The sequence below is a fragment of the Antarcticimicrobium luteum genome (genome assembly GCF_004358185.1).
GTDB classification, from domain to species: domain Bacteria; phylum Pseudomonadota; class Alphaproteobacteria; order Rhodobacterales; family Rhodobacteraceae; genus Antarcticimicrobium; species Antarcticimicrobium luteum.
The window spans coordinates 134,660-149,115 of sequence record NZ_SMUV01000064.1 but is presented as its reverse complement, the minus strand read 5'-3'; the positions used below and the strand labels follow the sequence as shown (position 1 = coordinate 149,115).

Here is a 14,456-nt window from a genome sequence, read left to right as displayed (position 1 = left end):
GAGAAAAGACAAAACCCAAACCGATCAGCAGGAGCAGAGAGTAGCTTAGATCACGCCAGATACTGTCCAAGGATCGGGGAGTAGCTCAGAATTCGATCTCGACAAACAGCAGGAAATCAAACGATCTAGAGCGCGGTCCTAGTCCCTGGATCACCCCCAAGAGCGGCGATCGTATTATTGAGGCGGCGCAGAAGGTCGTCGTATGTGATGATGTCCATCATATTCGCGTACTTGCGCTTGATCACTTCGAAGTCGAGCAACTGACTGCCAGTCATATTGGCACCACCGATTTGATCGCGCCCGACAATGATAATAGCTTTCGGGTTGGAAATGCGGATCGTCATATCAGCAGGTAGCTCGGAGGCATACTTTGCGGTGAGCGTCGTTTCGCCTCTGACACCCCATTTCGATAGATGGAAAAGATACTTCTCAGCCTGCATGATACTGCCGCTCAGTTCGGATGTCGGGATGCTGTTGCCACGGTATTGGCTCTTGCGGAGTATCTTGTCTTCGAATGGTTTTTTAACCTCAATAACGTCGAGGTTGCCGTTGGAATCGATTAAGGCGATGTCGATGTACCGATTAGTCTTACGACCGGGGTTGGTATAGTAATCGTGGATCGTCACATTCTCGAGCACCTTAATGTACTTGGGGAATAGCAGAAGGAGGAAGGACAGCATGAGCTTCTGCCAGTCGCCCTCCGACCAGTTCGTTTTTGTCGCTAGGGCATCTTGGATAAGATCACGGATCAAGACATATTTCTCGATCTCTAGCTTCTTCAATGCATCGAGATCGAGTGCTTTGGCCGTGGTGAGAGTTGCTTTCTTGTTGAGGTAACTCTCATATCGACCGCGCGCGTCCTTCATGCCATCCAGATACTGGGAGAGGATCGTGTGTACGCGGGCATCGGCATAGCGGTTCAGCTCGTAGGTATTCGGGAATTTCTTCAGTAACTCTTCGAACACATCCCAAGGAATGGCGTCGGCACCATTTCCACCAATCAAGATTGGGTCAGAGTTCTCTATGAGTTCTGAGAGCCGACCAAAAATCGATACGTTGCGCTCGGCAACGAAGATGGAACGCTTCAGCTTCACGTCACGACTGATCAGTACGTCGTTTTTGCTGTTGAGGATTCGACCTGGGATCCTGACATAATCATCTTCAAAATGACCAAGCTGAAATCGATACCTATAGACCTCAAAATCCTGAGTTGCCGACGGCGGGTTTAACAAATCCGCAGATATCACCGAGAATGCACTTGATACACGCGCTTCATTATCTTTCTTCAGGTTCTCCCAGATCCATTGATTATTGGTTCCAAGATCCCCTGCATATTCGAGTTCCACACCTGTGTCGGTGACCAGAAAATTAATCATGTTGTTCTCATGCAAGATTCGTTGATCACGCTATCCGACCAGATACTGAGCCGCTAGACCGATTGGCGGCACCGACAGAACACCCAAGCCGCTGCCTTGCAGCTAAACGGCATCAACCCCCGCATGGTTTTTGGAGAACGAACGCTGCTTGCTACGCAGTCCATCGTCAGCAGCTGTGCCGGTTCCACCTGTGTATACGTACAAAAGAGAAACCGCTTGGTCCTCGTCGCAAAGGACAGGAAGGTTCCACAAAGAGAGCGCTGACCTCAGTTCGATCCATGCCGCATTCCTTAGGAAAACGGGCAGCGAACCTACCCCAGAAATCCGTCTGTTTACGCTGGCATCCCGAGCAACGCGCCTACCGCGTGTTCTGGCTATGTTACCATCGATGTCGTTCGGAACGCCCGTTTGGGTTTTGGCGGGGTTCAGAAGCAGGTCATTGAAAAGTCACGGCAAAAATGGACCGGATCGGAACGGTCGAGGTTCGCCCAAACTGAGACTGAGGGCCATTCTGAGCCCAGCTTCGGCCCGGCAGCACGTCTATGAGGTTCGGCCCGTTCAGGCAAACCCCTTTGATAACACGGAAAATTCCGTGCCCGTCGGGGCGCTGACACTGGTTCGCAATGGGGATAATGGCGGAGACGATGGGATTCGAACCCACGAGACCCTTCCGGGCCTACTCCCTTAGCAGGGGAGCGCCTTCGACCACTCGGCCACGTCTCCGCCGACGCGTATAGCCAAGCAAACATAGGGAGTACAAGGCAAAAGTGCCCCGCGCGAGATATTTGCGTCGCGGGCCGGGCCCATCGGCAGAATGAGGCTGAGCGGCACGGAAAGGCACTGCCAAAAGCGCTGCGAAAGGCACCGCGTTTTAGGGGGCATTCGGGCAACCCGGCGAAATGTCCCGAAAGGACGGCGCCATACGTCGCCGAAAATCTCCGCCAGCGGTGGTGCGTCACCGGCCGCAGCATCCTTGTCACGGATGCACGACACAGCCGCCCGTGACCTGGCCGATCCAGCGCGCGCGCAGCGCCTCGCGGACGTCCTCCATCGCGAAGACATGCGAGACATAGGGCCTGATCCGTCCCTCCTCCGCCCAGCACAGGATGCTGGCCAGCCGCTCGGGCCGGATCGAGGGATCCTTGGCCACCGCGATGGCGGAGGGACAGCCGAGCACCGAGAGCCCCTTCATCTGGATGATGTTGGTGGGCAATACATTGGCCCTGGGCGCGCCACGCTGCCCCTTTCCGCGGGCGACATCCGGGGTCGAGGTCCAGCCGACGATCAGGAAGCGGGCGCCAAAATCGGTACAGCGCAGACATTCGAGCGAGATCTCGCCGCCCACCGCGTCATAAACCACGTCGACACCGCGCCCTCCGGTGAGTGCCTTGACGTCGTCGCGGAAGCGGCGGAGCGCGCCGGTCTCGTCGAGAACGCTCACCACGTGATCGGCGCCGACCTCCTTCACCCTGGCCAGCTTTTCGGCCGAGCGGCCGATGGCGATGACGGTGGCACCCAGCATCCTGGCCATCTCGACCGCGGCCAGGCCGGTCAGGCCGGTGGCGCCGTTGATCAGGATGGTTTCACCCGGCTGCAGATTTCCCCGCGCCACCAGGCAGTGATAGGCGGTCTCATAGGCCTGGAGCAGCATCGCCGCCTGATCGAAGGACAGATCGCCCGGGATCGGCAGCACCGCGTCGGCGGGCACCACCGCATAGCTGGCCAGCCCGCCGACGCCGCGATAAGCCCCGGAGGAGCGCGGGCCGACCTTCATCGTGTCGACAAGGACACGCGCGCCGGGCCGGCAATGCGCCGCCGCGACCTCGGATCCTGTGGCCAGCACCTCGCCCGCGCATTCCATTCCCGGCGTGTAGGGCGGCGCGGGCATGTGCTGATACTGGCCGCTGGTCATCAGCAGATCGACCCAGGAGACGGCGGCGCTGCGAATGCGCAGCAGCACCTCCTGCGGGCCGAGGCCGGCCGGATCGGGGGCGGGCTGCGGGCGCAGCTCGATGAATGTCTCGATGGCCTCGGCGGGGGTCTCGCCGAATTCGGTCACGACGACCTGCCGGCCATCGGGAAGCGGGCCGGTCAGGACGGCAGTGTCGGTTCGGGTCATGGTCTGGTCTTTCGGCTTCAGTAGGATTTCGGAAGATCGAGCGCCTTTTCGGCGACATGCGAAAGGATCATCTCTTCGCTGACGGGGGCGATGAAATTCAGCACGCTTTCGCGGAAAAACCGCTCCACGTGATATTCGCGGGCAAAGCCCAGACCGCCATGCACGCGCACCGCGCGGAAGGCGGCGTCATAGGCCGCATGACCGGCGAGGTAGCGGGCGGAATTGGCCTCGAGCCCGCAGGGCCGCCCCGCGTCATAGAGGCGGGCGGCGTTATAGGTCGTCAGCTCGGCGGCGCGCAACCGCATCCAGATGTCGGCCAGCGGGTGCTGGATCGCCTGGTTCCGGCCGATCGGGCGGCCGAACACCTCGCGTTCGCGGGCATAGGCGGCGGCCTTTTGCAGCGCGGTCTCCGCCGCGCCCAGCGCGCTGGCCGCGACCAGGATGCGCTCGGCGTTCAGCCCGTGCAGCAGCACGCGGAAGCCTTCGCCCTCGGCGCCGATGCGGTCTTCGGCGGGCACCTCCAGATCGTCGATGAAAATGGCGTTGGAATCGACCGCCTTGCGCGCCATCTTGGCGATCTCGCGCACCTCGATCCGGTCGCGGTCGAGACGGGTATAGAACACGGTCATGCCATCGGTGGGGCGCCTGCCCTCTTCCTTCGGGGTGGTGCGGGTGAGCAGCAGGATGTGATCGGCGGACTGCGCCGTCGAGGTCCAGATCTTTTGCCCATTGACGATATAGCGGTCGCCGTCGCGCCGGGCGCGGGTGGTGATGCTGGTGGTGTCGAGCCCGGCATCGGGTTCGGTCACCCCAAAACAGGCGCGATTCTCGCCCCGGATCAGCGGCGGCAGCATCCGCTGTTTCTGCTCTGCGGTGCCAAAGCCCACCACCGGTTGCAGCCCGAAGATATTGATATGCACCGAAGAGACAGCGGCGGCCCCCAGCCTGCCGATTTCCTGCATGACCAGCGCCGCCTCGGTGATACCGAGGCCGGCGCCGCCGAAGGCTTCGGGCATGCAGACGCCGAACCAGCCGCCCTCGGCGATCCGGCGGGCGAATTCGTCGGGGAACCGGCCGTCGGTATCCCGCGCGAGCCAGTATTTGTCGTCGAACTCGCGGCAGATGCGCGCAACGCCGTCGCGGATCGCCCGCTGTTCGCCGGTCAGATCGAGCCCCATTTCAGTCCTCCTGTTTCGGGTCCGGCGCCTGCGGCACGGCGCCGGGCGGCGCGGTGGGCCGCCAGTCGTCCGGGTCCGAGCTGAGGATGTCGCCGGTGTAACGGTGCGCCATGAAAAGGTCGCCGCGAATGAAGGCGCGGTGCGCCATGACCTGCCGCCCCTCGCCGGTCTCCAGCTTGGAATCGATGCGCGCCAGCGGCGAGGCGAAGGAGACGCCGAGCAGTTCGGCCTGTTCCTGGGTGGCCAGCGCGATGGTCATGGTCTGGCGCCCCTCCAGCCGCGTCACCTCGGTGTGATCCCGGATCAACTGCGCATAGAGCCTGTGGGTGTCGTCGCTTTCGGCCGGGAGCTTTTCGTAAACCGAGAGCGGCAGGTAGAGATCGACCAGCGAATAGGGCGTGTTCTGAAGGAAGTGACGCTTGCGGATATGCATGTAGGGGCGTTCGCCCTCGGGCAGCGGCATCATCAGATCCGGGCAGCGCTCGGCCCGGCCCCGGTGCAGCACCTCGATGGAAAACCGGGGATCGAGATCGAGCAGGTCATAGGCCGGGGCATCGGTCTCGCGCCGCTCGACCGGGGCGGTGACAAAGGTGCCGCGCCCGCGTTCGCTGGACAGCAGCCCCTCTTCGCTGAGCAGGCGCACCGCCTGCTGCACCGTCGCCCGGGCGACACCGTATTCGGCCTGAAGTTCGGGCAGGGTTCCGATCTGCTGGCCCACCGGCCAGGCCCCGGAGGCGATGCGGTCGCGAAACAGGCTCGCCAGTTTGAGATAGATCGGGATGCCGTCGCCGGCACTCAGCCGGCCACGTTCGCCGCGGGCGTGTCGCATCGGTTTTTGTGTCGCAGGCACGTCTGTCTCCCTGTTTCCAGCCGCGCCCGGGTCAGGCGCGCGCAAGAACACCTTTATCGCAGAGCCGTTCGATCCTGTCCTCGTCAAAGCCGAACTCGCGCAGGATCTCGGCGCCGTGGGCGCCCAGGTCCGGCGGGTGGCGATCCGGGCCGGTCTCGACATCGCGGGCGTTGAACGGGTGGCGGACCTGGCGCATCGGACCCTGGGTCGGATGTTCGTAATCCTCGAACAGGCCGACCGCCCGGAGATGCGGATCGGTTTCCAGATCCTCGATGCCGAGCACCGGCGCGGAGGGGATGTCCAGCTCGTCCAGGAGCTGTTCCCATTGCGCTGTCGTCTTCTGCGGCAGGATCTCCGTTGCAGTGATCTCGTAGAGCCGGGCGATGCCGCGCGCCATCGACTGGCGGTCAGCCATCAGCGGGCCGTCGAGGATGTCCTGCCGGCCGACACGGGCAAGGAACCGCTGCCATTGCTCGTATTTGTAGACGCCGTGAACGATATACCCGTCGGCGGTGGCGCTGGGGTGGCGATAGGGGCTCATCACGCGGGCGTAGCCCAGCCCGTCGATCGGCGGCCGGAAGGCGTGGCCGTTGAGGTGCTGGTTCAGCACCACGCCGACCATCGCCTCGAACATCGGCGTTTCCAGATAGCAGCCGTTGCCGGTCGCGCGCTGCCGGTGCAGACCGGCCAGCATCGCCTGGCCCACCATCAGCCCGACCACCTTGTCGGCAATGGCCACTGGAACGAAATTCGGGCGCCCGGACAACCGGCCGTTGACATCCGCCAGACCCGAGCGGGCCTGGATCACGTCGTCGAAGGCGGGGTAATCGGCATAGGGACCGCCGCGCCCGAAGCCGATCGCCGCGCAATAGACCAGCCGGGGGTTCAGCGCCTTGACCGCCTCATAGCCGAAGCCCAGCCGCTCGATCGCCGGCGGGCGCATGTTGTGCACGAGGATATCGGCCTGGGCGATCATCCGCCTGAGAACCTCCCGTCCGTCCTCGGACTTGAGGTCCAGCGCGATGCTGCGCTTGTTGCGGTTCACCCCCATCCATTGCGCCGACATCCCCTCGGTCCGGCCGACCCCGACGCCGCGGTAGAGATCGCCGCCGAGCGGCTCGACCTTGACCACGTCGGCCCCCATGTCGCCCAGAAACTGGGTCGCGTAGGGCGCCATCAGGATGTGCCCGAGTTCGAGGACACGGACATCGTCCAGCAGTTTCAGCATTTATCATCGTTCTCCTGTTGGTCATCGGCGGGCCAGGCCGCCGCCTTGCGGTCCGCCGTATCCGCCCCCAGCCCGGGGGCGGCGCGCCGGATCGCCGGACGGGTGCCGTCGAAGGAAATCGGCAGTCCGGTCATCTCCACGTCGAGGCCGGGCGCGGTCTGGAAAAGGCCAAGCGCCTGCACCTGCGGATCCTCGAATATCTGCGGGATGCTGTGGACCGGGGCGTTGGGCACGCCGGCCGCGTCCAGCATCGCCCGCGCCTCGTCAATCGGCATGTCGCGCAGGCATCCCGCGACCAGGCCGACGATCTCCTCGCGGTGCCTGCGCCGCGCCTCGTTGTCGACAAAGCGCGGATCCTCGCCCCATTCGGGATGGCCCAGCGCCCGCGCCAGGGCGCGGAACAGCCGGTCGTTGCCCGGCGTGATCACCAGCGGCCCGCCGGCGGTCTCAAAGGCCTGATAGGGCACCAGCATAGGGTGGCCGGAGGCCTGGCGCGGGGGCACCTGGCCGGTGGTCCGGTAGATCGCCGCATGGCTGCCCGCCCAGACCAGCGCGGTTTCCAGCAGCGAGGTGTTCACCACGCAGCCGCGCCCGGTCCTCTGGCGCCGCAAGAGCGCCGCAAGCGCGCCCATCGCCGTCCACATGCCGGTACCCTGATCGACGATCGAGGCCCCGATCCTGGCGGGCGGACCGTCGGGGTGGCCGTTGACGCTGATCAGCCCGGCGTAGGCCTGCATCAGCGGCTCGTAGCCCGGCCGCGCCCGCATCGGACCGAGGTGGCCGAACGCGCCCATGTCGCAATAGACAAGGCGCGGGTGCGCCGCGGTCACCGCCTCGGGGCCGAGGCCCAGCGCCTCTATCGCGCCGGGCCGCATGTTGTGGAGGAAGATGTCCGCCTCGTCCAGCAGCGCCTCCAGCGTCTGGCGGTCCGCCGGCCGTTTCAGGTCGAGCATCACCGAGGCCTTGTTGCGGTTCATCAGGTGGAAGATGGCCGCCGCGTTCTCGGTGATCGGCGGCCCCCAGCGGCGCGCGTCGTCGCCGCCCGGTTTCTCGATCTTGACCACATCCGCCCCCAGATCGGCGAGGATCTCGCCAGCGAAGGGTCCGGCCAGATTCTGGCCCAGTTCGACGACCTTGACGCCATCGAGGATCCCAGGTTCAGTCATCGCGTTCTCTCCCATTTCAGAATCCCGCCAGCGCAGGCAGCCAGAGCGAGATGGCCGGGACCGCGATCAGCAGGCCGAGGACCATGAACTCGGTCGCCACGAAGGGCCAGATGCCCTTGAACACGAGCCGCGCCGGCACGTCGGTCGTGCTGGAGACAATAAATACGTTGAGCCCCATCGGGGGCGTGATCAGCCCGATCTCGGCGGTCTTGACGAAGATGATGCCGAGCCAGACCGGATCGAAGTCCAACCCCGCCAGCAACGGAAACACCAGAGGCATGGTGAGCACAAGGATCGCGATCTGATCAAGGAAGAAACCGAGCACGAAGAGCAGCAGCAGCACCGCGCACAGCACCAGGTAGCGGTTGACGCCGGAGGACTGGATGGCGAGCAGAAGCTCCTGGGTGACGCCGGTGAGCGTGATGAAGGCGCCGAAGACGGCGGCGCAGGCGATGATGCTGAGGATCATCGCACTGTTGCGGGTGGCGTTGGCCAGCGCGTTGCCGATCTGGCGGGGGCCGACCCGCCCCATCAGGATCGCCAGGGCGAGCGCCATCAGCGCGCCCACGGCGCCGATCTCGGTCGGGGTGATGACGCCGCTGTAGATCGACACGATGATCAGCAGCATCAGCCCCAGCACCGGCCAGACCGAGCGGAGGCTTTCCAGCCGGTCCGCCCGCGGCGCCCGCGCGGCCGAGCGCGGCGCGATCTCGGGACGGCGCCGGATCTGGAAATTGATCGACAGGGCGTAGCCGATGGCGGTCACCGCGCCGGGCAGGAACCCCGCGACCAGCAGCTTGCCCACCGAGGTCTCGGTGATGATCCCGTAGAACACCAGCCCGATGCTGGGCGGCACCATGATCGCCAGCGTCCCCACCACCGCCAGGACCGCGGTCGAGAACCGGGTGTCATAGCCGAACCGCTTCATCTCGGGGTAGGCCGCCGCCGACAGGGTGCCCGCCGCCGCCGAGGACGAGCCGGAGATCGCAGCCAGCAGAACACCGCCCGCGATGGCGGAATAGGCGATGCCGCCGCGCAGATGGCCGAGCCATTTGTCCGAGGCGGCAAAGAGATCGCGGGTGAACCGCCCGGCGGTCAGGAACTCGGCCATCAGGATGAACATCGGCAGGGTGGTCAGCGTGTAGCTGGCGACATGTTCGTAAGGCCCGGTCTTCAGGATGCCCACCAGGGGATAATAACCGCCGGTCAGATACAGGCCCGCCGCGCCCGCGATCAGCATGGCGAAGGCGACCGGCGCGCCATTCAGGAGCAGGGCGAACAGAAAGGCGATGGCGCCCGCGACGATCCCGGTCATTCCGTCACCTCCTCGTGGCGCACCGCCCGGACGACGGGAAAGACGATTTCATAGGCCAGGCGCAGCGCCATCAGGCCACAGCCCAGCGGCACCCAGACATAGCTCCAGTAGACCGGGAACTGGATCACTCCGAAGGTGGTGTCGCGGCTGGCGAACTTGTCGATCGCCTCCAGCCCGGAATGCCAGGCGACAAAGCCGAAAACGGCGGCGCCGGTCAGCGTGTTGAACCGCTCGGACAGCTGCCAAGGGATGCGCGACAGCACCCCGGTCAGCACATCGAGCCGCACCATCCCGCCCCGTGCGTAGGAGGCGGGCATCCCCAGGAAGGTGACAATCACCATCAGATAGAGCGAGTTGAACTCGAAACTGCCCTGAAGCGGGCTGTTGAAGACATAGCGGCCCAGGGCGTCGGCGCTGATCGACAGCATCATGACCATGAGCGATGCCTGGGCGATCCGAATGAAAATCAGATCGAAGATGCCAAGAATTCGGCCCATTCCGTTCCCCCTGTCGGGCTGTGGGTGTCCATCCATCCTGCGGAGCCGCGGCGGCGGTGTCGCGCCGCGGCTCCGCCCGGCTCACTCGGCCAGGCGCGCCTGGTAGGCATCCAGCATTTCGCGGGCGGGCAGGCCGCGCGCGCCGACCTGCTCCACCCAGATGTCGCGCACGGCGCCCAGGTTCTCGTTGATCGCAGCCTGGGTTTCCGGCGGCAGCGAGAACACCGTCACCCCGGCGCCCGCCAGCTTGTCAAAGGCCTTCTGATTGGCGGTCTCGAAAGCCTGAGTGAAGGACAGGCGCACATCGGCGGCGACCGACTGGATCACCGCCCGGTCCTCTTCGGACAGGCTTTGCCAGACATCCTCGTTGACCAGCAACGCGAAAGCCACCGCGCCGAGCGAGGCGTTGTCGGAAACCGCCGACAGCACCTCTTCGATCTTGTAGCCGAACACGCTCGGCGGGTTGTAGATCGCGCCGTTCACCGTCCCCCGTTGCAGGGCGAGGTACAGATCCGACGCCGGAACCTTGACCGGCACCGCGCCCATTGATTTCGCGATCAGCTCGCCGGTGGCGCCGGCGACGCGCAGTTTCATGCCGCCGAGTTCGGACATCTCGGCGATACCGTCGCCCTCGGCCAGCATCAGCTGATAGGGCGGCGTGACCGTGCCCCAGAGCGGGCGCACGCCGAGCGGCAGATATTCCCGCTCGAGCAGGTCGGTGGTGATGTATTTCTCAAAGGCCTTCGAGGCCTCGACCGAGTTCTCGAACAGGCCCGGAAGCTCGGCCGCGCTGGTCAGCGGCAGCTTGTCGGTGTTGTAGACGACGCCGACAAGCGCGATATCGGTCACCCGGTTGCGCACGGCGTCAAGCAGCCCGGAGGCCTTGGCAAGCTGTTCCGCCGGGAAATGCCGGATCGTGATGCGGCCTTCGCTGCGCTCTTCCAGCGCCTGGATCAGCGCCTGGGAGCCGACCCGCGAGCCCACGTGGGTCAGCGGGAACTGGTCGGCCAGTTTGAGGGTCACGGTCTCTTCTGCCGCGCCAAGCGTCGCGGCGGTCGATAGCGCGGCCGCAAGGGCGGCGCGTTTCAGCAGGTTGGGCATTTTCATTCGATTATCCTCCTCGTAACGAATGATCGGGTGATCACGCCGGGGGCGAGTGCCCGGGCGCGGGGGCAAGGAACCGCCGACGCGCCTCGGCATGTTGCGGCGTGGTGAAACAGAGCGCCTGCGCCGCGGTTTCCGCGTCGGCCACCTGGCCAAAATCAAACCCGAAGCTCTGGTTCAGGATCGATTTGCTGAATGCGAGAGCGGTGGGCGAGGTGCCGAGAAAGCCTTGCGCGAGGGCGCGGGCCTCGGGCTCGAGATCGCCGGGTTCAAAGATCGCGTCCGCCAGGCCGATCCCGAGTGCCTCTTCGGCGCCGACTTCGCGTTGCGAGAAGATCAGGCTTTTCGCCCGCGCCAGGCCGACCCGGCGCGGCAGGGAATGATGCAGCCCGAAATCGGGCACCAGCCCCAGCTTGCCGAACGAGGCGCAGAACCGCGCATCGCGGCCGGCCAGCACGAAATCGGCGGTCAGCGCGAGGCCGAAGCCGCCGCCATAGGCCGGCCCGTCCACCGCCGCGATCACCGGGATGTCCAGCGACGAAATGGTTTCGGCCAGCCCGCCCGTCTGCCGCATGCGCCGCCGCGCCGCTTCGCCATCGGAGCCCAGCGACTGCATGTCGCGAATGTCGCCGCCGGCGCAGAAGCTGCCGCCGCTTCCGCAGAGGATCAGGGCGCGGATATCTTCGTCCCGGCCGATCCGCGCCAGATGCCCGGCCAGCAGGGTGCGCATCTCGAGGCTGACAGCATTGCGCCGCCCCGGGCGGTTGAGCCGCAGCGTGGCGATGCCGCCGTCGACCTCGAACAGGACCGGATCAGCCATTGCCGCCTCCGGTCAGCGGCGCCACCCCGGCCAGCGGCCCGTCCCCGGCCAGCCATTCGGCCGGCACCCGCACCGGCATGTCGAGCAGGATCTGCGCATAGGTCTTGGCCTGCGGATCATAGCGCAGCGAGGCGCTGCCGCCGCCACCCAGAACCCGGGTGAGCAGGAAGTTCACCGCGTTGAACCCCGGCAGGACGAAACGCGTGACCTCGCCCTCCAGGTAATGGGCGAACCAATCGGCCACGGACTCTTCGGTCACCTCGCCGAGGATGCGCGGTAGGAAATCCGGGCGGCGGGCGATCAGGCCGATATTGGCGTCATCGCCCTTGTCGCCGCTGCGCCCGACGGCCAGCGCGCGCAGCGGGACCACCGGATCGCCGGGCGCCGCCTGGTCCGGTGCCGGCGATGGCAGGTCGCGGCACGCTGGCCCGGCCGCCGCCGGGGGCATCGGCAGATCGCTCGTGCGGCCGTCGAAATGCAGCTGCGGCGTGAAGCCGGATTTCGGCCAGAGAAAGGAATAGACCCGCAGGACCGGCGAGGGTTTCGGACGCCCGCCGAAGGCACCGGTGATGCCCTGCGCGGTCGAGACGCCGGGCGCCGCGAATTCGCGCGCGAACAGCTCCAACGCCCTGGGGTCCGGGTGGCGCAGGCCGATCTTGACGATCACCTCCCGCGCGGCATCGTTGCGCCGGGCGGGACCATAGCTGTCATCGGCGCCAATCACCTCGACCGAGGTTTCGGAATAGGGCGCGACCCCGGCCTCGGCGAGCAGCCGGACGGTGCGCGCGATCAGCGCCTCGGCCATGCGCCGGCCCCGGGCCGCCGCCGCGCCACCGGCGATCATATAGGTCGAGAACAGGCGGAAGCCGTCATGCCAGGTGCCGCAGACCTTGCAATCGGGCCCCGGCGGCCGGCCCTTGGCGCCGGTGACGGTGACCCGGTCCGGGCCCGCCTGCTCCAGCCGCACATCGCGGAAATCGCAGGTGACATCGGGCAGGTGGTAGGCGCCCGGGTCGCCGATCTCATAGACGATCTGTTCGGCCACGGTATCGGGGGTGATCCGCCCCCCCTTGCCAGCCGGCTTGCTGACGGTGAAACCGCCATCGGCGCGGCAGTCGACGATGGGAAAGCCCATGTCGTCCCAGCCGCCTTCGACCAGCTCCCAATCGGTGGACAGCCCGCCGGTGCCCTGGGCGCCGCACTCGATCACATGGCCCGCGAGGCTGCCCTGGGCGAGCTGATCCCAGGCATCGGCGGCCCAGCCGAATTCATGCATCAGCGGCCCCAGCGTCAGCGCGCTGTCGACCACCCGGCCGGTGATCACCACGTCGGCCCCCTCATCCAGCGCACGGGCGATGGCACCGGCGCCGAGGTAGGCGTTGAGGCTCTGGAAGGCGGCGGGCATCGGCGCGCCGGTGAACATCTCGGTCAGGCCCGAGGCGCGAACCTCGTCCTCGCGGTCCAGCAGGTCATCGCCCGTCACCACGGCCACCCGGACGGAAATCCCGGCCTCTTTCGCCATCGCCTCGAAGGCATCGCGGCAGGCCAACGGGTTCATCCCGCCGGCATTGGTGACCAGCCTGATCCCCTGCGCGCGGATCGCGCCCAGCACCGGACGAACCGCATGCAGCCAATCGGGCACGAAACCCGCCTCGGGCGAACGGGCGCGCATCCGGGCAAGGATCGCCATCGTCACCTCGGCGAGGTAATCGCCGACGATGTAATCCAGCCCGCCGGCCTCGACCAGCTGGCGCACGCCAAGCGTGGTGTCGCCCCAGGCCGCAGAGGCGCCGCCGATTCGGATGGTCTTGTTCATGGTCATTCCTTTCCGGGGCCGTCAGCGGGGATCCGCCCAGGCGGGCTTTCGCTTTTCCAGGAACGAGGCCACGCCTTCGCGCCCCTCCTCGCCCAGCAGGCAGCGCGCGAAACGCTCGCCGGCGAAAGACAGCATCGCCTCATGGTCCAGCCGCTGGGCGGCGAGCAGAATCTCTTTCGTCGCCGCGTTGGCGCCCGGCGCGCAGCGCAGCACGCCGGCGCGGATCTCGGCCTCGAAGGCGTCGAGCCCGGCGGCATCCGCGACCGCACGGTCGGCGATGCCGATCCGCTCGGCCTCGGCCCCATCGAACCGCGCGCCGGTCAGCATGATCCGGCGTGCGTCGCGCAGGCCGATGCGGCGGACCACATAGGGCGCGATCTGCGCCGGGGGGATGCCGATCATGGTTTCTGTCAGGGCAAATTTCGCATCGCGCGTGACCGCGACCACGTCGCCGGCGCATGCCAGCCCCAAACCGCCCGCCATCGCGGCACCCTCGACCAGAACGACCACCACCTGCGGCTGGGTCTCGACCATGTGGAACAGGCGCCCGGCCTCGGCGCTGACCTGCGACACCTGTTCGAGGCTGAGGTTGCCGCCGGTCATCTCGCGAAAGCCCCTGAGGTCACCGCCCGCGCAGAAGGTTCCGCCCTTGCCGCGCAAGGTGATTCCGCGCAACCCGCGATCCTCCCGCACCGAGGTCAGGGCCTGCATCAGATCCCGCACCAAATCGGAGGAGAGGGCATTGCGGCGGTCCGGGCGATTGAGCCAAAGGGTCATCCACGCGCCATCGCGCTCGGCAATCAAGGCCGGTTGATCCGTCATGTCCCCCTCCCAAAAGACCTATATAACGGTCTTTTAGATCTTCTGGCCGCGCCGATCAACAGCGGGTAAATTTACGCGGCGTCACATCCACGCCATCGCCAAGGCCGCCGCGCATGAGGGGGCCGGATTCCCCGCCACCGGCCGCAGGGACATCGGGTCATCCCC

General features: G+C 65.9%; 12 protein-coding genes and 1 tRNA gene. All 13 read right to left on the bottom strand.

Annotated elements, in window-relative coordinates; genetic code table 11:
• Positions 1-125 precede the first annotated feature (125 nt).
• A complete protein-coding gene (locus tag E1832_RS10780; RefSeq protein WP_133359758.1) occupies positions 126-1,376 on the bottom strand; it encodes a Shedu immune nuclease family protein in 1,251 nt (416 codons plus the stop codon).
• A gap of 633 nt (positions 1,377-2,009) precedes the next feature.
• Positions 2,010-2,099: transfer RNA gene (locus E1832_RS10775), tRNA-Ser, on the bottom strand.
• Between the two features lie 253 nt (positions 2,100-2,352).
• A complete protein-coding gene (locus tag E1832_RS10770; RefSeq protein WP_133359757.1) occupies positions 2,353-3,495 on the bottom strand; it encodes an NADPH:quinone oxidoreductase family protein in 1,143 nt (380 codons plus the stop codon).
• Positions 3,496-3,512: 17 nt separating this feature from the next.
• On the bottom strand, positions 3,513-4,673 hold the full coding sequence (locus E1832_RS10765) for an acyl-CoA dehydrogenase family protein (protein WP_133359756.1): 1,161 nt from the start codon (positions 4,671-4,673) through the stop codon (positions 3,513-3,515).
• A gap of 1 nt (position 4,674) precedes the next feature.
• A complete protein-coding gene (locus tag E1832_RS10760; RefSeq protein WP_165978858.1) occupies positions 4,675-5,523 on the bottom strand; it encodes a GntR family transcriptional regulator in 849 nt (282 codons plus the stop codon).
• A gap of 31 nt (positions 5,524-5,554) precedes the next feature.
• A complete protein-coding gene (locus E1832_RS10755; protein WP_133359754.1) occupies positions 5,555-6,751 on the bottom strand; it encodes a CaiB/BaiF CoA transferase family protein in 1,197 nt (398 codons plus the stop codon).
• The gene (locus E1832_RS10750; RefSeq protein ID WP_133359753.1) at positions 6,745-7,917 is read right to left on the bottom strand and encodes a CaiB/BaiF CoA transferase family protein; all 1,173 of its coding nucleotides are present in this window, start codon (positions 7,915-7,917) and stop codon (positions 6,745-6,747) included. The genes E1832_RS10755 and E1832_RS10750 overlap by 7 nt, the downstream gene beginning before the upstream one ends.
• Before the next feature lie 16 nt (positions 7,918-7,933).
• Positions 7,934-9,232: a TRAP transporter large permease gene (locus E1832_RS10745; RefSeq protein WP_133359752.1), complete on the bottom strand. Its 1,299-nt coding sequence runs from the start codon at positions 9,230-9,232 to the stop codon at positions 7,934-7,936.
• Positions 9,229-9,729, bottom strand: a complete 501-nt coding sequence (locus tag E1832_RS10740; protein WP_165978857.1) for a TRAP transporter small permease — start codon at positions 9,727-9,729, stop codon at positions 9,229-9,231. Before E1832_RS10740 ends, E1832_RS10745 begins: the two co-directional genes overlap by 4 nt.
• Before the next feature lie 81 nt (positions 9,730-9,810).
• Positions 9,811-10,836, bottom strand: a complete 1,026-nt coding sequence (locus E1832_RS10735; RefSeq protein WP_165978856.1) for a TRAP transporter substrate-binding protein — start codon at positions 10,834-10,836, stop codon at positions 9,811-9,813.
• A gap of 34 nt (positions 10,837-10,870) precedes the next feature.
• A complete protein-coding gene (locus E1832_RS10730) occupies positions 10,871-11,653 on the bottom strand; it encodes an enoyl-CoA hydratase/isomerase family protein (protein ID WP_133359749.1) in 783 nt (260 codons plus the stop codon).
• On the bottom strand, positions 11,646-13,469 hold the full coding sequence (locus E1832_RS10725; RefSeq protein WP_133359748.1) for an acyclic terpene utilization AtuA family protein: 1,824 nt from the start codon (positions 13,467-13,469) through the stop codon (positions 11,646-11,648). The genes E1832_RS10730 and E1832_RS10725 overlap by 8 nt, the downstream gene beginning before the upstream one ends.
• A gap of 21 nt (positions 13,470-13,490) precedes the next feature.
• Complete coding sequence (locus E1832_RS10720; protein ID WP_133359747.1) at positions 13,491-14,291, bottom strand: enoyl-CoA hydratase/isomerase family protein; 801 nt, start codon at positions 14,289-14,291, stop codon at positions 13,491-13,493.
• Positions 14,292-14,456 lie beyond the last annotated feature (165 nt).